This window comes from Pandoraea sputorum (genome assembly GCF_000814845.2).
Taxonomy (GTDB): domain Bacteria; phylum Pseudomonadota; class Gammaproteobacteria; order Burkholderiales; family Burkholderiaceae; genus Pandoraea; species Pandoraea sputorum.
The window spans coordinates 555,610-578,997 of record NZ_CP010431.2; the positions used below are offsets into that span (position 1 = coordinate 555,610).

25 protein-coding genes and 1 pseudogene are annotated in these 23,388 nt (G+C 62.6%); 17 read left to right on the plus strand and 9 right to left on the minus strand.

The window, feature by feature from the left end; genetic code table 11:
• Positions 1-35: 35 nt before the first annotated feature.
• Positions 36-680 carry a flavin reductase family protein gene (locus NA29_RS02515; protein ID WP_039395409.1) on the plus strand — a complete coding sequence of 215 codons (645 nt, stop codon included), beginning with the start codon at positions 36-38 and terminating at the stop codon, positions 678-680.
• Here NA29_RS02515 and NA29_RS02520 read toward each other — a convergent pair.
• On the minus strand, positions 631-1,545 hold the full coding sequence (locus NA29_RS02520) for an autoinducer binding domain-containing protein (protein ID WP_039395411.1): 915 nt from the start codon (positions 1,543-1,545) through the stop codon (positions 631-633). The genes NA29_RS02515 and NA29_RS02520 overlap by 50 nt on opposite strands.
• 625 nt (positions 1,546-2,170) lie before the next feature.
• Between NA29_RS02520 and NA29_RS02525 the strand changes: the two genes are divergently transcribed.
• From NA29_RS02525 to NA29_RS02550, 7 genes and pseudogenes are all read left to right on the plus strand, one after another.
• Positions 2,171-2,650, plus strand: coding sequence for a DUF2244 domain-containing protein (locus tag NA29_RS02525; RefSeq protein WP_052252459.1), 480 nt, complete (start codon positions 2,171-2,173; stop codon positions 2,648-2,650).
• 43 nt (positions 2,651-2,693) lie between these two features.
• Positions 2,694-3,920: pseudogene (gene coxB / locus NA29_RS02530) on the plus strand (cytochrome c oxidase subunit II); the annotation flags it as partial.
• Positions 3,921-3,957: 37 nt separating this feature from the next.
• On the plus strand, positions 3,958-5,550 hold the full coding sequence (ctaD, locus tag NA29_RS02535) for a cytochrome c oxidase subunit I (protein WP_039395417.1): 1,593 nt from the start codon (positions 3,958-3,960) through the stop codon (positions 5,548-5,550).
• A 2-nt stretch (positions 5,551-5,552) separates the two neighbouring features.
• Complete coding sequence (locus NA29_RS26140; protein WP_211279338.1) at positions 5,553-5,672, plus strand: cytochrome oxidase small assembly protein; 120 nt, start codon at positions 5,553-5,555, stop codon at positions 5,670-5,672.
• Positions 5,672-6,304 (plus strand): cytochrome c oxidase assembly protein, encoded by a 633-nt coding sequence (locus tag NA29_RS02540; protein ID WP_052252461.1) that lies wholly within the window; start codon positions 5,672-5,674, stop codon positions 6,302-6,304. The genes NA29_RS26140 and NA29_RS02540 overlap by 1 nt, the downstream gene beginning before the upstream one ends.
• Positions 6,297-6,518 carry a DUF2970 domain-containing protein gene (locus NA29_RS02545; RefSeq protein ID WP_039395420.1) on the plus strand — a complete coding sequence of 74 codons (222 nt, stop codon included), beginning with the start codon at positions 6,297-6,299 and terminating at the stop codon, positions 6,516-6,518. The genes NA29_RS02540 and NA29_RS02545 overlap by 8 nt, the downstream gene beginning before the upstream one ends.
• Positions 6,519-6,557: 39 nt before the next feature.
• Positions 6,558-7,418, plus strand: coding sequence for a cytochrome c oxidase subunit 3 (locus NA29_RS02550; RefSeq protein WP_039395422.1), 861 nt, complete (start codon positions 6,558-6,560; stop codon positions 7,416-7,418).
• 203 nt (positions 7,419-7,621) lie between these two features.
• Here NA29_RS02550 and NA29_RS02555 read toward each other — a convergent pair whose 3' ends face one another.
• Positions 7,622-7,825 carry a twin transmembrane helix small protein gene (locus NA29_RS02555; protein ID WP_039395424.1) on the minus strand — a complete coding sequence of 68 codons (204 nt, stop codon included), beginning with the start codon at positions 7,823-7,825 and terminating at the stop codon, positions 7,622-7,624.
• Positions 7,826-7,969: 144 nt separating this feature from the next.
• Between NA29_RS02555 and NA29_RS02560 the strand changes: the two genes are divergently transcribed.
• The 5 genes from NA29_RS02560 to NA29_RS02580 all read left to right on the plus strand — a co-directional run bounded on the left by NA29_RS02560 (position 7,970) and on the right by NA29_RS02580 (position 12,287).
• Positions 7,970-8,695: an SURF1 family protein gene (locus NA29_RS02560; protein ID WP_039402118.1), complete on the plus strand. Its 726-nt coding sequence runs from the start codon at positions 7,970-7,972 to the stop codon at positions 8,693-8,695.
• An 18-nt stretch (positions 8,696-8,713) separates the two neighbouring features.
• Positions 8,714-9,346, plus strand: coding sequence for an SCO family protein (locus tag NA29_RS02565; protein ID WP_039395427.1), 633 nt, complete (start codon positions 8,714-8,716; stop codon positions 9,344-9,346).
• A gap of 94 nt (positions 9,347-9,440) precedes the next feature.
• Entirely contained in the window at positions 9,441-10,631 is a 1,191-nt protein-coding gene (locus NA29_RS02570) for a COX15/CtaA family protein (protein ID WP_039395430.1), read from the plus strand.
• A gap of 19 nt (positions 10,632-10,650) precedes the next feature.
• Positions 10,651-11,556: a heme o synthase gene (cyoE, locus tag NA29_RS02575; RefSeq protein WP_039395433.1), complete on the plus strand. Its 906-nt coding sequence runs from the start codon at positions 10,651-10,653 to the stop codon at positions 11,554-11,556.
• Between the two features lie 125 nt (positions 11,557-11,681).
• A complete protein-coding gene (locus NA29_RS02580) occupies positions 11,682-12,287 on the plus strand; it encodes an SCO family protein (protein ID WP_039395435.1) in 606 nt (201 codons plus the stop codon).
• 127 nt (positions 12,288-12,414) lie between these two features.
• Here the strand turns inward: NA29_RS02580 and cydX are convergent, their stop codons facing one another.
• The 5 genes from cydX to rpoH form a co-directional block, all read right to left on the minus strand.
• The gene (gene cydX / locus NA29_RS02585; RefSeq protein WP_039395438.1) at positions 12,415-12,531 is read right to left on the minus strand and encodes a cytochrome bd-I oxidase subunit CydX; all 117 of its coding nucleotides are present in this window, start codon (positions 12,529-12,531) and stop codon (positions 12,415-12,417) included.
• 15 nt (positions 12,532-12,546) lie between these two features.
• Positions 12,547-13,683 carry a cytochrome d ubiquinol oxidase subunit II gene (gene cydB, locus NA29_RS02590; protein ID WP_039402120.1) on the minus strand — a complete coding sequence of 379 codons (1,137 nt, stop codon included), beginning with the start codon at positions 13,681-13,683 and terminating at the stop codon, positions 12,547-12,549.
• Positions 13,684-13,709: 26 nt separating this feature from the next.
• The gene (locus NA29_RS02595; protein ID WP_039395441.1) at positions 13,710-15,314 is read right to left on the minus strand and encodes a cytochrome ubiquinol oxidase subunit I; all 1,605 of its coding nucleotides are present in this window, start codon (positions 15,312-15,314) and stop codon (positions 13,710-13,712) included.
• Positions 15,304-15,645, minus strand: coding sequence for a cytochrome oxidase putative small subunit CydP (gene cydP / locus NA29_RS02600; RefSeq protein WP_150777149.1), 342 nt, complete (start codon positions 15,643-15,645; stop codon positions 15,304-15,306). Before cydP ends, NA29_RS02595 begins: the two co-directional genes overlap by 11 nt.
• Before the next feature lie 447 nt (positions 15,646-16,092).
• The gene (gene rpoH, locus NA29_RS02605; RefSeq protein ID WP_039395443.1) at positions 16,093-17,031 is read right to left on the minus strand and encodes an RNA polymerase sigma factor RpoH; all 939 of its coding nucleotides are present in this window, start codon (positions 17,029-17,031) and stop codon (positions 16,093-16,095) included.
• 223 nt (positions 17,032-17,254) lie between these two features.
• On the opposite strand from rpoH, the gene NA29_RS02610 reads away from it, so the two are divergent.
• Positions 17,255-17,644, plus strand: a complete 390-nt coding sequence (locus NA29_RS02610) for a nuclear transport factor 2 family protein (RefSeq protein WP_039395446.1) — start codon at positions 17,255-17,257, stop codon at positions 17,642-17,644.
• 150 nt (positions 17,645-17,794) lie between these two features.
• Here the strand turns inward: NA29_RS02610 and ybiB are convergent, their stop codons facing one another.
• Entirely contained in the window at positions 17,795-18,763 is a 969-nt protein-coding gene (gene ybiB, locus NA29_RS02615; RefSeq protein WP_039395449.1) for a DNA-binding protein YbiB, read from the minus strand.
• Positions 18,764-18,990: 227 nt separating this feature from the next.
• Between ybiB and maiA the strand changes: the two genes are divergently transcribed.
• A complete protein-coding gene (gene maiA, locus NA29_RS02620) occupies positions 18,991-19,644 on the plus strand; it encodes a maleylacetoacetate isomerase (protein WP_039395454.1) in 654 nt (217 codons plus the stop codon).
• 8 nt (positions 19,645-19,652) lie between these two features.
• A complete protein-coding gene (locus tag NA29_RS02625; protein WP_039395457.1) occupies positions 19,653-20,279 on the plus strand; it encodes a LysE/ArgO family amino acid transporter in 627 nt (208 codons plus the stop codon).
• 91 nt (positions 20,280-20,370) lie between these two features.
• Here the strand turns inward: NA29_RS02625 and ftsY are convergent, their stop codons facing one another.
• Complete coding sequence (gene ftsY, locus NA29_RS02630; protein ID WP_039395460.1) at positions 20,371-21,795, minus strand: signal recognition particle-docking protein FtsY; 1,425 nt, start codon at positions 21,793-21,795, stop codon at positions 20,371-20,373.
• Positions 21,796-21,966: 171 nt separating this feature from the next.
• Between ftsY and NA29_RS02635 the strand changes: the two genes are divergently transcribed.
• The gene (locus NA29_RS02635) at positions 21,967-23,385 is read left to right on the plus strand and encodes a M16 family metallopeptidase (protein WP_039395463.1); all 1,419 of its coding nucleotides are present in this window, start codon (positions 21,967-21,969) and stop codon (positions 23,383-23,385) included.
• The last annotated feature ends 3 nt before the right edge of the window (positions 23,386-23,388 follow it).

Sequence of the window (23,388 nt, forward strand, 5' to 3'; positions counted from 1 at the left end):
ACGCACGATTCTATGTAACCGTGTAAGGAGACCCGATGGAACTGGATCCGGCGACGCTGGACGAGGCGCGCATCTACAACTTCATGATGAGCACGATTCTCCCGCGTCCGATTGCGTGGGTGAGCACAGTCGATGCGCTTGGGCGACCGAACCTCGCGCCGTATGCGTACTTCATGGGCGTGTGCTGTGTGCCGATGACGGTGCTGTTCTGTCCTGTGGTGCCGCCGCAGCCGAGGCGAAAGAAGGACACGCTGCACAATATCGAGGCTGTGCCGGAGTTCGTCGTGAATGTGGCGAGCACGTCGTGCATCGATGCCGTGAATCTCTCGGCCGCGCCCTTGCCACCCGGGGAGTCGGAATTCGATCTCACCGGCGTGACGCCAGTGCCGTCGTCGCGTGTGCGGCCCCCGCGTGTTCGGGAGGCGTCCGTCGCCTTCGAGTGCGAGGTGCGCGACATCATCGAGATCAGCGCTGCACCCGGCGGAGGATGGGTTGTGCTCGGCACGGTGCTCGCTGTGCACGTAGACGACGCGCTGCTCGATCCCGTCACCTGTCATGTCGACTTACACGCCCTCAGTCCGGTGGGGCGTCTTGGCGGTGGCTCGTTCGTGAAGGCTGCTACCGATACGTTCACGTTGACACGCTACAAGACGCTTGCCGATCTTGCGTCGCGAAAGTGATCTCGTCGACATTTGTGTGCGGTGGCAACGCGACATCGTCGAGCAGTCCGTAGTCGCTTGCCATCTTCGCGGCGCGATGGCGGCTCGATACGTCGAACTTGCGCATGGCGCTGCGCAGATGGAAGACGACGCCATGTTCGGAAAGCGTGAGGATGCGACCGATTTCCCACGATGTCTTGCCGCACGCCACCCATCTCAAGCACTCGCGTTCGCGCGGCGTCAGCGCTGGCGCGCAGCGACGGGCCGCATCGCACTGAACGAGGCGCCACACGGCTTCATGCACATGGGCAGCAAGCACGACGCCAGCATGCGACGCCCACACATGTGCGCCCGAATCGCCGACGTCATGCGTTGGCCGCGCGTAGTAGCGTGCATCGTGACGCCCCTGAGGTTGTGCATGATGTTGTGCCGATGGACGGAGGCAACGCGCGGGGCGTCTCGGCGACGACAGACTCAATGTCCCCGATGCCCCCGATGGCGTGAAGACCGGATACGTGATGCCGAAGCGCAACCCGGCGGCGCGCTGTTCATCGAGCAACTGTCGGGCCTCGGGGGACGCGTACAACCCCGGCGTCCATTCGACCGGTGTGAGCTGCCGCGCGGCGAGCAAGAGGACGGGGTCGACGGTGTCGTAGCGTTGTGCGTCATAACGCTGCTGCCACTCACTGGGCAGATTGCCGAGGCGTGGTGTTGCGAAGCGGCCATCGGGCAATGCGAAGTGGCCGCGATAGCTGAAGTAGCGCTGGCCCAGCGCGCTGCAAAGCGAAAGGAGCAGCGTGTGAAGAACGTCGAAGCCGGTGGCGTCTCGCAGGGCGCTCAGACCGTCGGCAAACGAGCGGGAAGAGAGAGGGCGCGTGGCTCGCATGGTAAAGCGATGTAGGGAACATGTTTCGCTTGTAGCATGCGTCTGATGGCTGCGCGCATCGGGCTTCGCTGCATCGTGCGTGGTCCGCGCGCCACGACGCCGCGATGGCGGCAGGATACCAAAGCGACAACGGGTGAAGGCTCGGGGCAAAGCCCCTTATGACGCGGTGTCGCCACAGTATCCAGGCCTCGGAGGAAGGCGCGACATAACGTCGCACGCGAAATCCGGCACGGCGTCTACTGTTGATGGATATCGGACGAATCCCGCATCGCAACGAAGCCCTTAGTGCGAAGACGGGGTGGTGACGTGTCGTTCGAATGTGTCGGTTGGCAGGGTATTCAGGACACCGCAACGAGTCGCCGCGTGTTGCAATGTGTCAAACGTGCGACGCATAGGGAGTATCCCGTAGTCGCTCGGCCGTTGGGATTTTCGGCTAGGGGATTAACCGGATTTCCCTTTTGCATCAATGAGTTCAGGAGGATGCTATGGCGCGCCAAATACTCGGTATCAATGTTGTCGCTTCGAGAATGCGCGTTCTATAATGCGGCAGTTTGTCGCGGCCCGGACGCAACTAGTTCCCGGCCGTCGGACATGAAAGACCCAAAATGCCCCACGGGTGACGGCGATGCTCGCAGCCTCTTCTTCCGAGACCGGAAACGGTTCGGCGATGAAGGAATGGACGCATAAGCGCAACTGCGCGATATCGCCGCGCCAGTTTGTCCTGTTCTACCTGTCGTTGGCCGCCGTCTCACTGGGTGTTGCCTTGATTGCGGCGTGGCGCGGTGGGTGGTTGGTCTTGCCGTTCACAGGCCTGGACTTGCTCGTGGTGGGCGTTGCGTTCGTCATTCATGCCCGGCATGCCACAGATTACGAGGTCATTCGGTTGTCGCCCGTGAGCCTTGTGGTCGAGCAACGTTCAGCACAGAGGTTGACGCAGTTCGAGTTCAATCCCCGCTGGGTACGCATCGACATCGAAAAGCCGCCGCGAACGCGCATCGTCTTGCGCTCGGGTAGCCGCTCGGTCAGTGTCGGTGCCTATCTTGCGCCGCATCGCCGCGAAACGTTTGCGCGCGAGCTGCGCCGTTGTCTTGCCCAACAGGCCTGAGAGAGATGGAGACGATCTCGGGCGACCGCCAGGGAGGATTTGGATGGTAATTTTGGGTAAGGAAGCTATGAAAAAAACGAAACACGCCTTGGCGGCTTTCCTTGCGGGCGCTTCACTGCTCGCCGGCGCTCCGGCCATCGCGGCGGGAGTCGCGGATATGCCGGGTGGGCCGGCCGTCAACGAGCTCAACTTCCAGCCGCCGGTCACGAAGCTTGCGGAGGAGCTTCACAGCCTGCACACCATGATGCTGATCATCTGTCTGGTGATCTTCATCGCTGTGTTCGGCGTGATGTTCTACTCGATCATCAAGCACCGCAAATCCAAAGGCCATCAGCCTGCGAATTTCCATGAAAGCACCACGGTCGAGGTGATCTGGACGGTCGTGCCGTTCATCATCGTGATTCTGATGGCGTTGCCCGCCACGAAGACCGTCGTGGCCATGAAGGACACCACCAACGCCGACATCACCATCAAGGTGACGGGTTATCAGTGGAAGTGGGGCTACGACTACCTGAAGGGCGAAGGCGAGGGCATCAAGTTCCTCTCGACACTCACCACGCCGCGCAGCCAGATCGACGGCACCGAGCCGAAGAGCAACACGTACTTGCAGGAAGTCGATAACCCGATGGTCGTACCGGTCAACAAGAAGGTGCGTCTGATCACTACGGCCAACGACGTTATCCACTCGTTCTACGTGCCTGCCTTCGGTATCAAGCAGGACGCCATCCCGGGCTTCGTGCGCGACACCTGGTTCAAGGCGGAGAAGGTCGGCGAGTACCGTGGCTTCTGTACCGAGCTGTGCGGTAAGGAACACGCGTTCATGCCGGTCGTGGTGAAGGTTGTTTCGGAAGACGATTACAACAAGTGGGTCGACACGCAGAAGAAGCAGATGGCGGCCTCGGCAGACGATCCGAACAAGACCTACACCGTGCAGGAACTGATGGAGCGCGGCCAGAAGGTCTACGCCTCGAATTGCGCTGTGTGCCACCAGCCGAACGGCAAGGGCGGCGGTGCGTTCCCGGCGCTCGATGGCGGCAAGATCGTGACGGGCCCGGTGGCCGATCACATCAGCATCGTGCTGCATGGCAAGAATGCGATGCCGAACTGGTCGCATCTGAACGATGTGGAGCTTGCGGCCGTCATCACGTTCGAGCGCAACTCGTGGAGCAACAAGACCGGCGACGTGATTCAGCCGGCACAGGTGCGCGAAGCACGCGGCAACAAGTCGGCGAATGCCGCCGGTGCCGCGGCCGACGCAGCGAAGAACAGTTAAGTCGTTCGACCAGTTCGAAGCAAGGAGATTGGGTATGAGTTCCATCGCTCACGATCACGTGGCGGGTCACGACGATCACGCGCACGACCATCCGCACGGATGGCGTCGCTGGCTGTTCGCGACGAATCACAAGGACATCGGCACGTTGTACATGATCTTCTCGTTCGTCATGCTGCTCTCGGGCGGCGTGATGGCGTTGATGATCCGTGCGGAATTGTTCGAACCGGGCCTGCAGTTCATTCGTCCGGAGTTCTTCAACCAGCTCACCACCATGCACGGGCTGGTGATGATTTTCGGCGCGATCATGCCGGCGTTCGTGGGATTCGCGAACTGGATGATCCCGCTGCAAATCGGCGCGTCGGATATGGCGTTCGCGCGCATGAACAACTTCAGCTTCTGGCTGCTGCCGGTGGGTGGTCTGCTGCTGATCTCGTCGTTCCTCGTGCCGGGCGGTGCGACCGCTGCAGGCTGGACGATGTACGCACCGCTGTCAGTGCAGATGGGGCCGGGCCAGGATCTGGCGATCTTCGGGGCGCACATCTTGGGCGCGTCGTCGATCATGGGCGCCATCAACATCATCGTCACGATTCTGAACATGCGCGCACCGGGCATGACGCTGATGAAGATGCCGATGTTCGTGTGGACGTGGCTCATCACCGCCTACCTGCTCATCGCCGTGATGCCGGTGCTTGCCGGTGCGATCACGATGCTGCTCACGGACCGTCACTTCGGTACGTCGTTCTTCAACGCAGCGGGCGGCGGCGACCCGGTCATGTATCAGCACATCTTCTGGTTCTTCGGACACCCGGAGGTGTACATCATGATTCTGCCGGCGTTCGGGATCGTGTCGCAGGTGATTCCGGCGTTCTCGCGCAAGCCGTTGTTCGGCTATAGCTCGATGGTGTATGCCACGGCGTCGATTGCGATTCTGTCGTTCATGGTGTGGGCGCACCACATGTTCGTGACGGGCATGCCGGTCACTGGCCAACTGTTCTTTATGTACGCGACGATGCTGATCTCCGTGCCCACGGGCGTGAAGGTCTTCAACTGGGTCGCCACGATGTGGAAGGGCTCGCTCACGTTCGAGACGCCGATGCTCTTCTCCGTCGGCTTCCTCTTCGTGTTCACGATGGGCGGCTTTACGGGCCTGATTCTCTCGCTCGCCCCGCTCGACATTCAGATGCACGGCACTTACTACGTGGTGGCGCACTTCCACTACGTGTTAGTGGCCGGCTCGCTCTTCGCACTATTCGCCGGGTTCTATTACTGGGTGCCGAAGTGGACGGGCCACATGTACAACGAGTGGCGCGGCAAGTTCCACTTCTGGGGCTCGCTCATCACGTTCAACGTGACGTTCTTCCCCATGCACTTCCTGGGGCTGGCGGGCATGCCGCGTCGCTATGCCGATTACCCGGCGCAGTTCACGGACTTCAATCAGATCGCGACCATCGGCGCGTTCGGCTTCGGCCTGATGCAGGTGTACTTCCTGTTCTGGGTTGCGATTCCGACGTGGCGTGGCGGTAAGGCGGCCGAAGCCAAGCCGTGGGATGGCGCGCAAGGGCTGGAGTGGACCGTGCCGAGTCCGGCGCCGTTCCACACGTTCGAGACGCCGCCGAAGGTGCATTGAACATGGCACTCAGTCCTGAACAGCGGGCGAGGAACCTGCGCACCGGGCTGATTCTCGGCTCGGTGGTGCTGGTGTTCTTCATCGGCGTGATGATCAAGACCAAATTGTTAGGCGGTATCTGATGGCCGGCATGCGACGCCTCAACGTGCGCACCTTCAGCAAGCTTCTGCTGTTGGTCGCGGTGATGTTCGGATTCGGGTACGCGATGGTGCCGTTCTACCGCGCGTTCTGCGATCTCGTGGGCATCAACCAGTTGGGCGATCGCACGACCGAGATCAGCGCACGCAATTCGCAGGTCGACGAGAGCCGCACGATCACCGTCGAGTTCGACGCCAATGCGCAGGGACCGCTGCGCTTCAAACCGGCGAAGAGCAGTCTGACGGTGCACCCGGGTGAGATCGCGACCATCGAATACGAAGTGGCGAATCAGCAACCGCATGAAGTTCGTGCGCAGGCGATTCCGAGCTACGCACCGGCACAGGCGGCGAGCTACTTCAAGAAGATCGAGTGTTTCTGCTTCACGCAGCAAACGCTCAGGGCCGGGGAGGCCAAAGAGTTTCCGGTGGTGTTCGTGGTCGACACGAAGCTGCCCAAAGATGTGAATACGATCACGCTGTCCTATACTTTTTTCGATCTCGGCAAGAACGACGCCAATCAACGTGCGGACGCCCCGACGGGCACCCAGGTTGGAGCGGTGAACGCAGGAGCCGCGGCTGCAGATTCGATAAGGGGAGGCAAGGGCGGGAATGGATGACCTGAAGGAGGCGACCCGGCGCAAGCTGTCTTTCTTCCAGACCATCGGTGCGGTGTTCTGGTCGTTTTTCGGTGTGCGCAAGGGGCGTGATCACGACCGCGATATGGCACAGCTCAACCCTGTGCATCTGATCGTGGCGGGGTTGATCGGGGGCATCCTGTTCGTCGCGGCGCTGGTGTTTCTGGCGAAGCTCGCCATCCGGCTCGCGACGTAATTGGTACAGACAAAGAGAACCAAGCCTGGAGAGATAAGAATGAGTGGTCAACACCAAACGGCGCCGTACTACTTCGTGCCGGCCCCCTCGCGTCACCCGGTGAGCTGCAGTGTCGGCCTGCTGGTGGTGCTCGGCTCGGCCGCTGCATGGGTCAACGGACAATCGTGGGCACCGTGGACGGCGCTGGCCGGTCTGCTGTGGGTCCTGTGGGTGCTGCGTAGCTGGTTCGGCGACTCGATTGCCGAGTCCGAGGGCGGCCTGTACAGCAAGCGCATCGACGTGTCCTATCGCTGGGGCATGAGCTGGTTCATCTTCTCCGAAGTGATGTTCTTCGCGGCATTCTTCGGCGCGCTGTTTTACGCGCGTACGCTCGCCATGCCGTGGCTCGGCGATCTCGATAACAAGCTGCTGTGGCCCGACTTCAGCGCCGTGTGGCCGAACACCGGCCCGGCCGGTGTGGTCGACGCGTTCGAGACGATGGGCCCGTGGCCGATCCCGACGCTCAACACCGCACTGCTGCTGACCTCGGGCGTCACGCTCACGATCTCGCACCACGCACTGCGTGCGAACCATCGTGGCAGTGCGATCTTCTGGCTGTTCGCCACCGTCGTGCTCGGCTTCGTGTTCCTCGGCTTCCAGGCGTACGAATATCACCACGCCTACACCGAACTGAACCTCAAGCTGACCTCGGGCGTGTACGGATCGACCTTCTTCCTGCTCACGGGCTTCCACGGCTTCCACGTGATGCTGGGCGCGATCATGCTCTCCGTGATGCTGGTGCGTTTGATGAAGGGCCACTTCACGCCCGATCATCACTTCGGTTTCGAAGGCGCAGCGTGGTACTGGCACTTTGTGGACGTGGTGTGGCTGGGGCTGTACGTCGTGGTCTACTGGCTCTGACGCCGGTACCGAAACATGCTTAGGGGACGCCGCCGGATTCCGGCGGCGTTTCCATTTGATGCGGCCTTATGTCGCACAGTTAGCGTGATACTGGTAGTGACGGCATTGCGCCACCGGGGTGACTGTCGGCAGAGGTTATTCCGGGTAAAGCAGCGTGGCAGGGATGGGGTGCGGCGATTTGCCGCAGGAGCCCGGCGCGGGACTCAGTATCGTATGCCCGTGCTGTGAATCCAGCCCATCCAGTTGGCGAACAGGATGAGCAGGAACAGCGTCACCGACAGGCCGACGCGCACCATCAGCGATTGCACGGTGCGGTTCGATCGGCCCTTGTCCCGCATCATGAAAAACAATGCGGACGCCAGACTGCCGAGAATCAGGACGAAGGCGATGGCAACGATGATGCGCATGATCTGTCCGATGACGGGAATTCGTCATTATCGGGCAACGCACACGTGCTGGCACGCTGCAATGCAGTGTGGACAGCGCGTTTTGCGCAACATCGGGCGGCAGTCGGACAAGGAACTTACGTGTTGAAAACTCTCTTGCGCGGCATGCGGCCTGTGCCGGCCGTGCTGATACTGCTGGGCGTGATGCTCACCGCCGCACTCGGTGTGTGGCAGTACCAGCGCGCGCAGTTGCGTCTGGCGCGTCAGGCACAGATCGAGCAGGCCGAGCGCGCGCCGGTCATCGCGCTCGGCGCGCAGGCCTATTCGCTGGACGATGTGAGCCATCGGCGCGTGCGCGTCACGGGCCGGTTCCTGCGCAATCGCGTGGTGTATCTCGACAACCGTCCACGCAACGAACTGCCCGGCTTCTATGTGGTAATGGCGTTGCAAGTCGCGCCCGATCACGTGGTGCTCGTCAATCGGGGATGGTTGCCGCGCGACCTGCGCGACCGCGCGTCGATCATGCCGTATGCGACACCGGCGGGCGATATCACGGTCGAAGGCCTTGCCATGCCCGACCCGTCGCGCGCCTTTGAACTGGGGCGTGGCGGCTCGGCGGCGGGGCTGTCGATTCGTCAGAATCTCGACGTGGCGGAGTATGCACGTGAGACGTCGCTGCCGCTGCAACCGTTCGTCATCATGCAGACGAACGACACGGGCGATCACCTGCTGCGCGACTGGCCGCAACCTGCGAGCGGCGCAGATCGCAACTATGGTTATATGGCGCAGTGGTTCGGCATGTCGCTGATTCTGGCGCTGCTGGGGCTGCGTTTGGCCTATCGGCGCGGCCGTCGCATGGCGACGACGACAAACAATTTCACGCGGGCATAAGACGCGCATAAGGCGAACATGAGTGCAAATGTGAGTACGGATCGGAGTGGAAGTCCTGCCGTCGACCCGGTGCAACGACGCCGGGCGAGGCGCATGCTCGTGCTGCTCTTCGTGGTGTGCGCCGCGCCTGCCGTAGCGGCATATCTGATGTATTTCGTTTTCAAGCCGCAGGGCGGGACGTCCGCCTACGGCAAGCTGATCGAGCCGCAGCGTCCATTGCCGACGCTCGTCGTGCACGACGACGAGACGGGCGAGAACCTGCCGCTGTCGTCGCTCAAGGGCAAATGGCTCATGATCAGCGCCGACACGGCCACGTGCGACGAGAATTGCGTCAGCAAGCTGTTTTACATGCGGCAGATCCGCGTCCTGCAGGGCAACGAGCGTACGCGAGTGGAAACGCTGTGGCTGGTGACGGACGCCTCGAAGGTGTCGCAACAGATCGACGACGCCTATCCCGATACGCGCCGTCTGCGTGCCGATCCCGTCGCACTCGCCTCGTGGCTGCCGACGCAGGAGGGCACCGGCCTGCGCGATCACATCTATCTGGTCGACCCGCTGGGTAACCTGATGATGGTGTTTCCGAAGAACGCCGATCCGGGCAAGATCAAGAGCGACCTGTCGCGACTGCTGAAGTGGTCGGGGACGGGTTGATGGGGTGAGGGAGAGTCCCTCGCACGATGAATGAAACGAATGGCCCCGGGGCGCACGTGCGCCCCGGACATGTTGAAGAACAGACGTAAAACCGATGCTTTACCTTCTGGAACTAGGCTTCATCGGCCTGTGTATCGCGGTGCTGCCGCTCGGCTGGGTGCTGCTGCGCCGCGACGCGAACAAATACCGCAAACTGGCCTGGGTGACGACCTTTCTCACGCTCGACCTGATCATGTTCGGGGGCTTCACGCGCCTGACGGATTCGGGGCTCGGATGTCCCGACTGGCCTGGGTGCTACGGCACGTCGTCGCCGTTCGCCGCGCATGCCGACATCCACGCGGCGCAGTTGATGCTGCCTAGTGGACCGGTGACCTTCGTCAAGGCGTGGATCGAGATGATCCACCGGTATTTCGCGATGGCCGTCGGCGTACTCATCATCACGCTGATGGTGATGGCATGGGTGAAGCGTCGCGAGTTGAAGCAATCGCCGTGGCTGGCCACGTGGCTGCTGGTGCTCGTGTGCGTGCAGGGCGCGTTCGGAGCGTGGACCGTCACGATGAAGCTGCAACCGGTGATTGTCTCCATCCATTTGATGTTGGCGCTCACTTTGCTCGGATCGCTGGCATGGCTGGCATGCCGCCAGATGCCGCTGGCGAGCGTCGCGGCCGACCCCGGGGCGTTGCGCTGGCGCTGGGCGGCGCTGATCGGGCTGGCGTTGCTCGTCTTCCAGATTGCCCTTGGCGGATGGGTAAGCACCAACTACGCTGTATTGGCGTGCACTGACTTCCCGACGTGTCAAGGTCAGTGGATTCCGCCGATGGACTTCCATAACGGATTCAAGCTATGGCGAGAACTGGGCAAGACGGCGGGTGGCGAGGTGATTCCGATGAATGCGCTCGTGGCGATCCATTGGGTGCACCGGACGTTTGCCGTGGTCGTGGTGGTGTATCTGGCGTGGCTGGCGAGCCGCCTGCGACGTCATGCCGCGCTCAGAAAGCCCTCGATTCTGGTATTTCTACTGGTTTTCGTGCAATTCGCGACCGGATTGTCGAACATCGTTTTCCAATGGCCGCTGCTCAATGCCATCGCCCACAACGGCGGCGCGGCGGTCCTGCTGCTTTTGCTTGTCATGTTAAACTACCGCATTCGCGCCGCCCGCTTAGTCGCAGCGGCGCCCATTGCGGCCAGCCTGATAGATCAGGCAGACGTCCCGGCCCGCCAGAAGCCTTTCTCCGCAGCGGAGCCGGCTGCCGCACCGCTCGGCGCCCCGTCTGGCCCGGCGTAGCGCATTGCCTTCAGAGTGTATGAAAAGCACGACCCTTCCCCATCCGCCGGCTAGCCGTATCGCGCAATACTGGGCGCTGACCAAGCCCCGCGTGACGCAGCTCGCCGTCTTCTGTGCCGTGATCGGCATGTTCCTGTCCACGCGCGGCATGGTGCCGTGGCAGGTGCTGATCGGCGGCACCATCGGCATCTGGCTGCTCGCCGGATCGGCCTTTGCCGTGAACTGCCTGATCGAGCAACGCGTCGACGCGCTCATGCGTCGCACTGCGTGGCGTCCGTCGGCACGTGGTGAGATCGCACCGTGGCAGATCATCGTCTTCTCGACGATTCTGGGTGCGGCGGGCATGGTGGTGCTCTATACGTTCACGAATCCCCTGACGATGTGGCTGACGCTCGGCACGTTCGTCGGCTACGCGCTCATCTACACCATCATCCTCAAGCCCTCGACGCCGCAGAACATCGTGATCGGCGGCGCGGCGGGTGCGATGCCCCCGGCCCTCGGCTGGGCTGCTGCGACCGGCGCTGTGCCGGCGGATGCGTGGATTCTGGTGCTCATCATCTTCGTCTGGACGCCGCCGCACTTCTGGGCGCTCGCGCTTTACCGCCGTCAGGATTACGTGAATTCGGGGCTGCCGATGCTGCCGATCACGCATGGCGAGAAGTACACGCGTCTGCAGATCCTGCTGTACAGCGTCGTACTGTTTGCCGTGTCGCTGCTGCCGTTCGCGCATCGCATGAGCGGCTATCTGTATCTCGTGTCGGCGGTCGTGCTCTCGGGCATCTTCCTCGGTTACGCGGTCAAGCTGTGGCGCAAGTATTCCGATGAGCTCTCGCGCTCGATGTTCCGCTATTCGATCGTCTACCTCTCGCTGCTGTTCGCGGCGCCGCTGGTCGACCATTACGTGCAGATCTACCTGCTGGGCTGAACCTCCGGGGCATTTGCCCGTCACAGGCTGAGTCACGACGACAGGCGCGTTACGGTATTCTTCGCCGGCGCGCCTGTTGTGTTTTCCGAAGGCGTCTTTTCCATACGTTCTGGGGTCATTCGTTCATGAATCTTGCTGTCATCTGGTTGCGCCGTGCGATGTTGCTGATGGGGCTGACGGTGCTTCTCGCCGCCTGCGGTAAGGAAGGGCCGACGTTCACGAGCCTCGATATCACCGGCAACAAGGAATTCGCCAAGGACTTCTCGTTGCAGGACCCGCAGGGCAAGACGCGCACGCTCGCCGATTACAAAGGTAAGGCCGTGGTGATGTTCTTCGGCTACACCCATTGCCCGGATGTCTGCCCGACTACGATGGCCGAACTCAATCAGGTGATGCAAAAACTCGGTGCGGATGACGCTCAGCGCGTGCAGGTGCTGTTCGTGACGGTCGATCCGCAGCGCGATTCGGCCGAACTGATGGGCCAGTATGTACCGGCGTTCAATCCCGCGTTCGTGGGGTTGCGTCCTGAAGATGACGCCGCGCTCAAGGAATTGACCAAGTCGTTCCGCGTGGTGGTCAACAAGGTGGAAGGGTCGACGCCCAATAACTACACCATCGATCACACGGCCGGGATTTACGTGTTCGATCCGAACGGGCAACTGCGTCTGTTCATGCGTCCGGACGAGCCGGTCGACGCGATGGCCAAGGACCTGAAGACGTTGCTGAGCTAAGGTGCCAATCTAAGGCGCTGATCGGCCGCAGGATCTCTCCGCATAAAAAAATCGCGCCCCTGGAGGCGCGATTTTCGTTTCTGCGTTCGCTACGACGCCGACCCATGATGGCTCGGCGTCGTCAGGCTCAACCGCCTTCCTGACTGCGACGTTCGAGGTCGTCGTGCGCTTCGAACCACATCACGTTGATGATGCCGAACGCGAGCGCGAGGCCAAGGCCGAGAATCCAAGAGAAGTACCACATGTCGCGACTCCTTGATCAGTACATCGTGTGCGGGTTGTCGTTGACCGTCTCGATCGTTACGCGCCCACGGATCACGCGGTACACCCAGCCGGTGTAGAGCAGGACGATGGGCAGGAAGACGATCACGGCGATCAGCATGATTTGAAGCGTGAGCTGGCTCGATGTGGCATCCCAGACCGTGAGGCTGCTGCCCGGCGCAGTGGCCGACGGCATGACGAACGGGAACATCGAGAAACCGGCGGTGAGGATGATGCCTGCGATCATCAGCCCGGTGACGACGAACGTCCATGCATACGCGCGGCTCGTGGCGAGCAGGGCGGCGAGCAACGCGCACAGACAGGCGACGACCGGCGCGGCGATCATCCACGGGTAGGTGTGATAGTTCGTGAGCCACAAGCCCGGGCCGGTAGTAACCTGCTTCATCAGCGGGTTGGCCGGAGAGTCGGTCGCGCCCATCTGCGTGATGGCGAAACCGTCGACGTGCGTGGCAACCAGCACCCCGGCCACTAGGAACAGCAGCAGCGTGCCCAGTGCGGTAAGACGCATGATGCGCCCGGCGCGCTCGGCCACCATCGGGTCGGCTTTCATGCGAAGGTGCGCGGCGCCGTGCGTGACCAGCATCAGCACGCTCACCAGTCCGCACAGCAACGCGAACGGGTTGAGCAGGGCCCAGAACGACCCGGTGTAGGTCGAGCGCAGGGTGTTGTCGAACGAGAACGGCAGACCGAGCAGCAGGTTGCCGAAGGCTACGCCGAATACCAGCGACGGCACCGTGCTGCCGACGAACAGTGCCCAGTCCCACGAGTTGCGCCAGCGTGCGCTCGGCAACTTGTTGCGGTAGTCGAAGCCGACCGGTCGCAGGAACAGCGCGAAGAGCACCAGCAGCAGCGCCCAGTAAAGGCCCGAGAAGGCGGCGGCGTAGACGAGCGGCCACGCGGCGAACATCGCGCCGCCTGCTGTCACGAACCACACCTGGTTGCCTTCCCACGTGGGGGCGACGGTGTTGATGATGACGCGTCGTTCCGCGTCGGTCTTGCCGAGGAAGGGCAGCAGCGTGCCGGTGCCCATGTCGAAGCCGTCGAAGAAGGCGAAGCCGATCAGCAGAACGCCGACGAGCACCCACCAGATCAGCTTGAGTACGGTGTAATCGATCATCATGATGTGTGTCTCCCTGACGATCAGACCGAAGCCGCCGGACGGTCGCCCGCAATCGCGGCCCCGCCTGACCCTTCCGTCTCGAAGTGATAGCGGCCGGTGTGCAGCGACGACGGGCCGAGCTTGACGTACTTCACCATCAGGAACATCTCAATGATGAGCAGCGCGGTGTAGAAGATGATGAAGCCCGCGAGACTCATGTACAGATCGGTGGCAGACAGCGACGACGTGGAGAGATGCGTCGGCAGAATACCGGCGATGGTCCACGGCTGACGCCCCATTTCAGCGACGATCCAGCCGAACTCGGCGGCGAGCCACGGCAGCGGAATCGCCCACACGCACCAGCGCAGGAACCACGCCGAGCGCGGCTTGAGCAGACGGCGTCGTGCGCACAGCCAGAACGCCCACAGGAACGTGAAGAGGAACAGGAAGCCGAGGCCGACCATGATGCGGAACGACCAGAACACGGGTGCCACCGGCGGGATCGTGTCGTTGGCCGCCATCAGAATCTGCTCCGGCGTGGCGTCGACGACGTTCGGCGTGTACTTCTTGAGCAACAGGCCGTAGCCGAGGTCGTCCTTGTACTTGTCGAACTCGGCGCGCACCGCCGGCGACGTATCGCCGCCACGCAGCTTCTCGAGCGCTGCGAAGGCGATCATGCCGCGCTTGATGTTGTCCTTATGCTCGTCGCGCAATTGCGTGAGGCCGATGACAGGTGTGTCGACCGAGCGCGTGGCGATCAGACCCATCGCCCAGGGAATCTTCACCGCGTAGTCGGTGCGTTGTTCCTTCTGATTCGGGAAGCCGAACAGCGTGAACGATGCGGGCGGCTTGGCCGTCTCCCATTCCGCTTCGATGGCCGCGAGCTTCACCTTCTGTACTTCGCCCGTGGTGTAGCCCGACTCGTCGCCCAGCACGATGACGGACAGCGTGGACGCCAGACCGAAACCCGCCGCGACCGCGAACGAGCGCAGCGCGAACGGCACGTCGCGACGCTTGAGCAGGTACCACGCGGAGATGCCGAGCACGAACATCGCGGCGGTCACGTAACCGGCCGAGAGCGTGTGCACGAACTTCACCTGAGCGACCGGGTTGAACACCACTTCCCAGATGCTGCTCAGCTCCATGCGCATGGTCTCGTAGTTGAAGTGTGCCCCGACCGGATTATTCATCCAGCCATTGGCCACGAGAATCCACAGCGCCGAGAGGTTCGAGCCGAGCGCCACCGCGAAGGTGGTGGCGAGGTGGCCGATGCGCGAGAGCTTGTTCCATCCGAAGAAGAACAGGCCCACGAACGTGGCTTCGAGGAAGAAGGCCATCAACCCCTCGATTGCGAGCGGCACACCGAAGATGTCGCCGACGTAATGCGAGTAGTAGGCCCAGTTGGTGCCGAACTGGAATTCGAGCGTGAGACCCGTGGTCACGCCCATCGCGAAGTTGATCAGGAAGAGCTTGCCCCAGAACTGGGTCATGTCCTTGTAGATCTGCTTGCCGGTCATCACATAGACCGATTCCATGATGACGAGCAGCCACGACAGGCCCAGTGTGAGCGGGACGAACAGGAAGTGATACAGCGCCGTTATGGCGAACTGCAAGCGCGAGAGGTCGACGACTTCGCTACTGATCATGGCGGACACCTTGATTTTTGGTGGGGGACTGCGCTTCGACGGCCTGCGGCCCGATGAGGGCGCGGGCCACGACGTCCGGCGGCAATTGCATGTGTTTGGCCATCGGAGCGTCGAAGAACGCGTGCTTCAGAACGAACAGGAGTACTACCTTGATCGCGAGCACGATCAGGATTTCGAGGGCAAAACGAGAAGGGCGGGTGCGCCAGCGCCGGATCATCCAGGCGACGATGCCCGTGGCTGCCGGTTCCGGCTGGCCCGGGACCGCTGCGGCCGGTACTGCCGGTGAGGCCGTGGCGTGAGGCTTCAGACTGCTAGGAGAGTGGGTGTCCATCCGTGACGGCTCCTGGCGTCGAAAGTCGTGTTGTTGGGAACAGCGTCGACTTTCGGCGCATTTTGCCTTATCGCTTGAAAATGTCAAACCGCAGCGCACGGGGGCGGATGACACGCAGATGACGCTGGTTCGATGCGGATCTGCCGTTGCGAGCAACGGCGGATGAGAAGCGGATTCGAGACAAGGGTCCGGCGCGGCGAACGGCCCCCGGGCCGTCCTTCGCACGCAGCATGGCTACGTACGAACCGATTCTATCGACGGGCTCAGTAGCAGACCTTGCGATGCATCAAGTCGCGATCAGATGACGGATGAACTTTCGAAGTCCAATAAAAAAGCCCCGCGAACCTCTCGGGGCTTCACGGGGCTTGGGTGTCGGCGATGTTCCGTCGACCTGGATCGCAGTGTCGTGTGGCAATTTGTCGCTGCCTTCGACACCCGAACCCGGTATTACGCGTAGGCTTGCAACGCGCCTTTCATCTTCTTCATGGCGGCCACTTCGATCTGACGGATACGTTCGGCGGAGACGCCGAACTCGTCTGCCAGTTCGTGCAGCGTGGCACCACCGCTGCCATCGTCGGCGACCGACAGCCAACGCGCTTCGATGATGCGGCGGCTACGCGGGTCGAGACGGCCGAGCGCCGTTTGCAGACCGTCGCTCTGCAGATGGTCACGTTCGCGTGCGGCGATCACGGCGGTCGGCTCCTGATGGGAGTCGGCCAGATAGGCGATGGGGGCGAAGCTTGCGCTGTCGCCGTCGTCGCTGTGACCTTCGAGGGCGATATCACCGCCCGACATGCGCGTTTCCATCTCGATGACGTCTTCACGCTTGACGTTCAGGTCGCGTGCGACCTGATCGATCTCTTCGGGCGTGAAGGCCTGCAAGCCTTGCTTCTGGCTACGCAGATTGAAGAACAGCTTGCGCTGGGCCTTGGTCGTGGCGACCTTGACCGTGCGCCAGTTCTTCAGCACGTACTCGTGAATCTCGGCCTTGATCCAGTGCATGGCGTACGACACGAGCCGGACACCCTGCGTGGGATCGAAGCGTTTGACGGCCTTCATCAGGCCGATATTGCCTTCCTGAATCAGGTCGGCGTGCGGCAGACCATAACCGAGGTAATTACGCGCGATCGAGACCACCAGACGCAGGTGCGAAAGCACGAGCTGGCGGGCGGCTTCGAGATCGTCGTTCTCACGCAGACGCTTGGCAAGCGACTGCTCTTCCTCGGCGGTGAGCAGGGGAATGCGATGGACAGCCTGAATGTAGCTGTCGATATTGCCCAGACTGCCCGGCAGCATCAGCGCCGACGGGGCAAGTGCAAGGGCACGCGAATTCGGCGCCGTGCCGGTGGCCGGCGTCGTCGGATGCTTGGTGGCGGCAGTACTCAAGTGGTGGACTCCTGGTTAGCCTCTGGGAAAGCATTTTAGCACTCTCTTTCGATGAGTGCTAAAGACGTTAGAACCCTTACCGGACGGGAAGTTTCCGGCTTCTCGGGGTTTTCCAGCACCCCCCGTCAAACGGGAGAAGTCACTGGCGCAAACGTGACTCGGATGGTGTAAATTGCAACCCAAGCCACGAGCTTAAAGTGATGGCGAAGGATGGGAGGTCAGCATGGCGGGAAAGCACATTGACGCGGTACGACAACTCGAATCGGCGCGCTTCGAAGCGATGATCGAAGGCGATGTCGATGAGCTGGAAAAGCTCCTCGCGGACGATCTGTTCTACGTGCACTCGAATGGCAAACGCGAAACCAAGCGCGAATTTCTCGACGCGATCAGCTCCGGCCGCCGCCGTTACCTCGACATCGACGTCGATCCGAAAGCGCAGGAACTCCGCCAGTTCGGCGACACGGTGGTCGTCACTGGCAAGCTCAAGGTCGAACTGGAAACCGCGACCGGTTCGCTCGCGTCGCAAATGACCTACACGGCAGTGCACAAGCTGCTGGCCGAAGCCTGGCTCGTCATCTCCTGGCAGGCCACCCGCATGGCGTCGGCCGACTGACCCGCCCGGTACTCTCCAGGCGTCCTCTCCAAACAGAAGATTTGATGTGTTTCGGAATGAAATGTTCCGAAAATATCGAATCAATCCGCGATATTTCGATTTTGTGACGGAATTCGTGCGAGTTATCCGACGTTGTGCGCGTATTTCGTCTCAATGCGCCGATGACGCACTTAGCCCGATGGCCTGACGAATCACCTCGACCTGACGAGCGATGGGGGCAGGCACTGGAACGTCGCCAGCAAGCACCGCTTCGATCCATCGGGCAGTGGCCGGGGCGTCGGCTGGGGGGAGTGACGGCGGCGCGCCGGTGGCACCTTCCTCAGCTTCCTGCCACACCCGGAACTTCCCGTCCGAAAACCCATCGATCGCCGCCTGCCGACGGGCATCCGCGACCGGTTCGCCTTCCGTGCCACGGGCAAGCAGCACGCCCGGGGCGGCGCTATTGGTCGCGTCGGCAAACATCTCGCTCAGCGTCTCCCGATACTCCGGATGTGTGTAGTTCACGAGGCGCAGCGCGGGCCCGGCAAACGGCTGCAAAAGCTTGACGACGGTGTGCCCGGAATTTCGCACGCCGAGCGCCGCACGCATCTCCAGCAATCGCTCCAGCGCGGGCGACAGCGCGGCAATGGGCAGATAGGCGACGCGGCGCGTGCGCAGGGCTTCCTCCGCCTCGGCGGCCGATTGGCTCGCGGGATGACCTAGCTCCGCGAAGATCGCTTGCGTGCCGACGCGATTCGCGCCGCTGTGATGTTGTCCGTGCACCAGCACCGGGATACCGTCGCGCGCGAGCAGCAGCGCCAGCAACGGTGTGAGGTTCGGCTGTTTGCGCGCGCCGTTGTAGCTCGGCAGTAGCACTGGCGGCGGGGCGTCGGCCGGGGCGACGAGCGGGGTGAATGTGGCGTGTGCGGCGTCGAGCATAGCGCGCAGTTCGACGGGCGTTTCACCCTTGATGCGATACGCGATCAGGACACCGCCCAGCTCGGCGGGCGAGACCCGGTCGGCGAGGATGGCGTCGAACAGTGTGCGGGTTTCGTCGGCGCTCAGCGCGCGTGCGCCCTTCGCTCCGCGGGCAATGATCTTGAGTAGCGGGGCGCAGGCAAAGGGGGCGGCGGAGGTCATGACGCGGTTATCCAGGGTATGCGCGTGGCATGCACGCGGTATGCGGCTTCTGTGCGGCTTCTGCCTACGTTCGTGGGCGAGTCGTCATCCATCATACGCAATCAGGTGTCATCGGGGCCAGTGCTTGCAGTACCATCTCGTGTTCGGGCGCGCTTGCAGACCCTTCGGATTCTCACGATCCCCCGTCGCCGCGTCGTCCCCCAATTTTCGCTTTCGAGGTCAGCCCCATGTCCACGCTCACGCTGTACAGTTATTTCCGCAGTTCTGCGGCCTATCGGGTGCGTATCGCCCTGAACCTCAAGGGACTCGACTACGACATCGTGCCGGTACATCTGGTGCGCGACGGTGGCGAACATCTCAAGCCAGCCTACCGTGCGCTCAACGTCAATGCGCTGGTGCCGACGTTCGTCGACGGCGACGTCAACATCCATCAGTCCCTCGCCATCATCGAGTATCTGGAAGACGTGCATCCGACCCCCGCGCTGCTGCCGTCCGACCCGGCTGCGCGCGCGCAGGTCCGCGCACTGGCCCTGGACATTGCGGCCGACATCCACCCGATCGACAACCTGCGCGTGCTGCGTTTCCTCAAGCACGACATGGGCGTGACGGAAGAGCAGAAGAACGCGTGGTACGTGCACTGGATCGTGGAAGGGTTCAAGGCGCTTGAAGCGCGTCTCGCGGCGCAGACGTCGCCGGGTAAGTTCGTCGTTGGCGATACGCCGACGCTGGCCGATTGCTGCCTCGTGCCGCAGATCTACAACGCCAATCGCTTCAAGGTCGACATGACGCAATTCCCGCGCATCTCCGCCATCCACGCCCATTGCCAGACGCTCGAAGCCTTCCAGCGCGCTGCGCCCGAAGCGCAACCCGACGCCGAGTAAGTCCTTAGATGATCGATCCGGCTTTCTGGCGGGGCATGGCGCTCGGCGCCAGCCTCATCATGGCAATTGGCGCGCAGAATGCGTTCGTTTTGCGTCAGGGAATTTTGCGACGCCACGTCGGCATCGTCGTGATGGTCTGCGCGATTTGCGACATGGCGCTGATCGCGGCGGGCGTGGCGGGTATGGGCGGCCTGATCGCCGCTTATCCGCGCTTCATCACGATCGTGACGTGGGGTGGCGCGGCGTTTCTGTTCCTCTACGGCTTGCGAGCGTGGCGCGCGGCGTTTCGCGGTGCGGGGGCGTTGCAAGCCGACGGCAGTCGCGCGGCCACGCAGGAGATGTCGTGGCAACGCGCCATCGGCCTCGTGCTAATGCTTTCGCTGCTCAACCCGCACGTTTATCTCGACACGGTGATTCTGCTTGGCGGCATTGGCGCACGCGAGCCGTCGCCGGGCAACGTGTGGTTTGCGGGCGGCGCGATGATCGCGTCTATCCTGTGGTTCACGGCGCTCGGTTACGGCGCGCGTCTGCTCGCGCCGCTCTTCTCGCGTGCCCGCGCGTGGCAGATTCTCGACGGCGTGGTCGGGCTCATGATGTGGGGGCTTTGCGCGGGACTCGTCGCGCAACAGATGTAACGTCGTTACGCAGACGAAAAGCAAACGGCCCGCCACCGGAGTGTGCGGGCCGTTTGCTTTGATGCGTCGGCTTCGCGGTGTTGCTCGCGGTTCAGCCCAGCAGGGCGTCGGCGAACTCGCGGGCCGAGAACGGTTGCAGGTCTTCCACCTTCTCGCCCACACCGATGAAGTACACCGGGACCGGACGCTGACGGGCGATGGCCGCCAGAATGCCGCCCTTGGCCGTGCCGTCGAGCTTGGTCACGATGAGACCGGTGAGCTGGAGGGCGTCGTCGAATGCCTTGACCTGCGTGAGCGCGTTCTGACCGGTGTTGGCGTCGATGACGAGCAGCACCTCGTGCGGTGCGCCATCGGCCGCTTTGCCCAGCACACGCTTGATCTTCTTGAGTTCTTCCATCAGATGCAACTGCGTGGGCAGACGGCCTGCCGTGTCCGCCATCACGATGTCGATCTTGCGCGCGCGCGCGGCGCTCACGGCGTCGAACACGACGGCTGCCGGGTCGCCGCTTTCCTGGGCGACGACGGCGACGTTGTTGCGTTCGCCCCAGATCGCCAGTTGTTCACGGGCCGCCGCGCGGAACGTATCGCCCGCCGCGAGCAGCACCGATTGGCCATAGTGCTGGAAATGTTTGGCGAGCTTGCCGATGCTGGTCGTCTTCCCGGCGCCGTTCACGCCAGCGATCATCACGACCATCGGCGCTTCGCGGCCCAGCACGAGACTCTGTTCGAGCGGTTGCAGCAGGTCGACAAGCAGGTCATGCAGCGCGCGCTTGACCTGTTCGCCTTCGGTCAGACGCTCGGCCTTGACCTTCTTGCGCAGGGCATCGATCAGGTAGGTCGTGGCTTCCACGCCTGCGTCGCTCATCAGGAGCGCGCCTTCCAGTTCTTCGAACAGGTTCTCGTCGACCTTCACACCGACGAAGATGCTCGTGATGCCTGAGCTCGTCTTCGACAGCCCGGCCTTCAGGCGGGTGAGCCACGAACGCTTGGCCGCCGGTTCAGGTGCCGGGGCCGAGACGATTTCGCCAATGGCTTCGCCTTGCGCGTCCTTCACGACGACCGGTGCGCGTGGGGTGACCGGTTCAGCGGGTTCGACGGGGGTGCTCTGAGCGACGGGGGCGACCGGAGTCGGCTGCGGGGCAGGCGTCGGCGTAGCCGCAACCGGCGTGGGTGCTGTTGGGATATTGACTCGCGCAAGTTCGGAATGCGCTGAATTTTCCGCAGAGCCGACGGCAGGTGGAACGGGCTGAGCCGCTTGCGTCGGCGTGGCTGCAGGGGCGGACGGCGTCACCGGGGCCGGAGCAACAGGCGCGGCAGTTGCCAGCGGTGCCGTCCCGCCTTGCGTCGGCTGGCTTTCCGGTTGCTGCGGCGCTGCGGACGGCCGCGGATTCTGTGTCTGCGATACGTCTGTGGAAGACGCTTCGGATTCGGGCGCTTCGGGCAATTCGGTCGGTGCGGGGCTCGTTTCGGCGGCCTTGTTGCCGCCCGACTTGAAGCGCTTGAAGAAACTGAACATGGGGTGAGGAACTCGACGTGGGGGCGCGCTATCGGCGTGCGACTATGATTTGTCCTGCCATTCGCGCCGCACAAAACGCCCTACAATGGGCAGGTCGTTGTTTCCGACGCGGGAAATGCGACGTATTTTATCAGACGCGAATCGACGTCCATGATGGGCGAAAGGGGATCCATGACGGGAACCATGCGCTGGCGACACGCCTTGGCCGGACTGGCCCTGGCTGGTGTGATGAGCCTGGGCCACGCCGCTGACACCGGTGGCAGCAAGACAACGGATAACACTTCGGAATTCACGCTCTCGAACGGTCTGCGGCTGATCGTGCGCGAGGACCACCGGGCACCGACGGTCGCTCACGTGGTCTGGTATCGCGCCGGCTCGCTCGACGAGTTCAACGGCACCACTGGCGTCGCCCACGCGCTTGAGCACATGATGTTCAAAGGCACCAAGACCGTCGGCGCGGGGCAGTTCTCCCGCCAGGTCGCCGCCCTCGGCGGTCGTGAGAACGCCTTCACGAGCAAGGACTACACCGGCTACTTCGAGCAAACGGAGAAGTCGCGTCTGCCGGAAATGATGCGTCTCGAGGCCGATCGCATGGCGAATCTGACGCTCTCCGCCGACGAGTTCGCGAAAGAGATTCAGGTGGTGATGGAGGAGCGTCGTCTGCGCACGGACGACCAGCCGCGCGCGCTGCTCTATGAGCAACTGATGGCGACGGCGCTCGTCGCGAATCCGTATCGTCGCCCGATCGTCGGTTGGATGGACGATCTTCAGCACATGACCGTTCAGGACACGCGCGACTGGTACGAGCGCTGGTATGCGCCGAACAATGCCGTGGTCGTGGTGAGCGGCGACGTCGATCCCGCGCAGGTCAAGACGCTTGCCGAGAAGTACTACGGCCCGATCAAGTCGCACACGTTGCCGGAACGTCGTCCGCAGAACGAACCCGCGCAGATGGGCGTGCGGCGCGTGTTCGTGAAAGCACCGGCGGAGAACCCGAACGTGATGCTCGCGTGGCGTGCGCCGCGTCTGAGCGATGTCGAGAAGGATGACGACGTCTATGCATTGCAGGTGCTTTCGGCCGTGCTCGATGGGTACGGCAACGCGCGTCTGACGAGCCGTCTGGTGCGCGAGCAGCGCATTGCGAACGACGTCGGTGCGAGCTACGACGGCGTGGGCCGCGGCCCGCAGTTCTTCATCATGGACGCGACCCCTGCGCAGGGGAAGACGCCGGAGCAGATCGAGAAGGCCTTGCGTGCGCAGATTGCCGACATTGCGGCACATGGTGTGACGGAGGCCGAGCTCAAGCGCGTGAAGGCGCAGGTGGTGGCGTCGCAGATCTACAAGCGCGACTCGGTGTTCGGTCAGGCGATGGAAATCGGGCTGAACGAGATGTCGGGCATTTCGTGGCGTCAGATCGATCGCATGCTTGAAAAGGTGAAGGCAGTCACGCCCGCGCAGGTGCAGGCGGTGGCCGGCAAGTACTTCGGCGACGAATCGCTGACGGTTGCCACGCTCGTGCCGCAGCCGATCGACGAGGCGACACGCAAGCGCCGCGCCCAAGGGGCGCAAGACCTGAAGAACATGCGCTGAGAG

Coding starts and splice junctions, on each gene's coding strand:
- cyoE (WP_039395433.1), top strand. CDS start 10,651: ATGAAAAGCACGACCCTTCCCCATCCGCCGGCTAGCCGTATCGCGCAA.
- NA29_RS02550 (WP_039395422.1), top strand. CDS start 6,558: ATGAGTGGTCAACACCAAACGGCGCCGTACTACTTCGTGCCGGCCCCC.
- cydX (WP_039395438.1), bottom strand. CDS start 12,531: ATGTGGTACTTCTCTTGGATTCTCGGCCTTGGCCTCGCGCTCGCGTTC.
- NA29_RS02570 (WP_039395430.1), top strand. CDS start 9,441: ATGCTTTACCTTCTGGAACTAGGCTTCATCGGCCTGTGTATCGCGGTG.
- NA29_RS02595 (WP_039395441.1), bottom strand. CDS start 15,314: ATGATCAGTAGCGAAGTCGTCGACCTCTCGCGCTTGCAGTTCGCCATA.
- NA29_RS02540 (WP_052252461.1), top strand. CDS start 5,672: ATGGCCGGCATGCGACGCCTCAACGTGCGCACCTTCAGCAAGCTTCTG.
- NA29_RS02610 (WP_039395446.1), top strand. CDS start 17,255: ATGGCGGGAAAGCACATTGACGCGGTACGACAACTCGAATCGGCGCGC.
- ctaD (WP_039395417.1), top strand. CDS start 3,958: ATGAGTTCCATCGCTCACGATCACGTGGCGGGTCACGACGATCACGCG.
- NA29_RS02525 (WP_052252459.1), top strand. CDS start 2,171: ATGCTCGCAGCCTCTTCTTCCGAGACCGGAAACGGTTCGGCGATGAAG.
- maiA (WP_039395454.1), top strand. CDS start 18,991: ATGTCCACGCTCACGCTGTACAGTTATTTCCGCAGTTCTGCGGCCTAT.
- NA29_RS02580 (WP_039395435.1), top strand. CDS start 11,682: ATGAATCTTGCTGTCATCTGGTTGCGCCGTGCGATGTTGCTGATGGGG.
- NA29_RS02545 (WP_039395420.1), top strand. CDS start 6,297: ATGGATGACCTGAAGGAGGCGACCCGGCGCAAGCTGTCTTTCTTCCAG.
- ftsY (WP_039395460.1), bottom strand. CDS start 21,795: ATGTTCAGTTTCTTCAAGCGCTTCAAGTCGGGCGGCAACAAGGCCGCC.
- cydP (WP_150777149.1), bottom strand. CDS start 15,645: ATGGACACCCACTCTCCTAGCAGTCTGAAGCCTCACGCCACGGCCTCA.
- NA29_RS02555 (WP_039395424.1), bottom strand. CDS start 7,825: ATGCGCATCATCGTTGCCATCGCCTTCGTCCTGATTCTCGGCAGTCTG.
- NA29_RS02520 (WP_039395411.1), bottom strand. CDS start 1,545: ATGCGAGCCACGCGCCCTCTCTCTTCCCGCTCGTTTGCCGACGGTCTG.
- NA29_RS02560 (WP_039402118.1), top strand. CDS start 7,970: ATGCGGCCTGTGCCGGCCGTGCTGATACTGCTGGGCGTGATGCTCACC.
- NA29_RS02635 (WP_039395463.1), top strand. CDS start 21,967: ATGACGGGAACCATGCGCTGGCGACACGCCTTGGCCGGACTGGCCCTG.
- ybiB (WP_039395449.1), bottom strand. CDS start 18,763: ATGACCTCCGCCGCCCCCTTTGCCTGCGCCCCGCTACTCAAGATCATT.
- NA29_RS26140 (WP_211279338.1), top strand. CDS start 5,553: ATGGCACTCAGTCCTGAACAGCGGGCGAGGAACCTGCGCACCGGGCTG.
- NA29_RS02515 (WP_039395409.1), top strand. CDS start 36: ATGGAACTGGATCCGGCGACGCTGGACGAGGCGCGCATCTACAACTTC.
- NA29_RS02625 (WP_039395457.1), top strand. CDS start 19,653: ATGATCGATCCGGCTTTCTGGCGGGGCATGGCGCTCGGCGCCAGCCTC.
- NA29_RS02565 (WP_039395427.1), top strand. CDS start 8,714: ATGAGTGCAAATGTGAGTACGGATCGGAGTGGAAGTCCTGCCGTCGAC.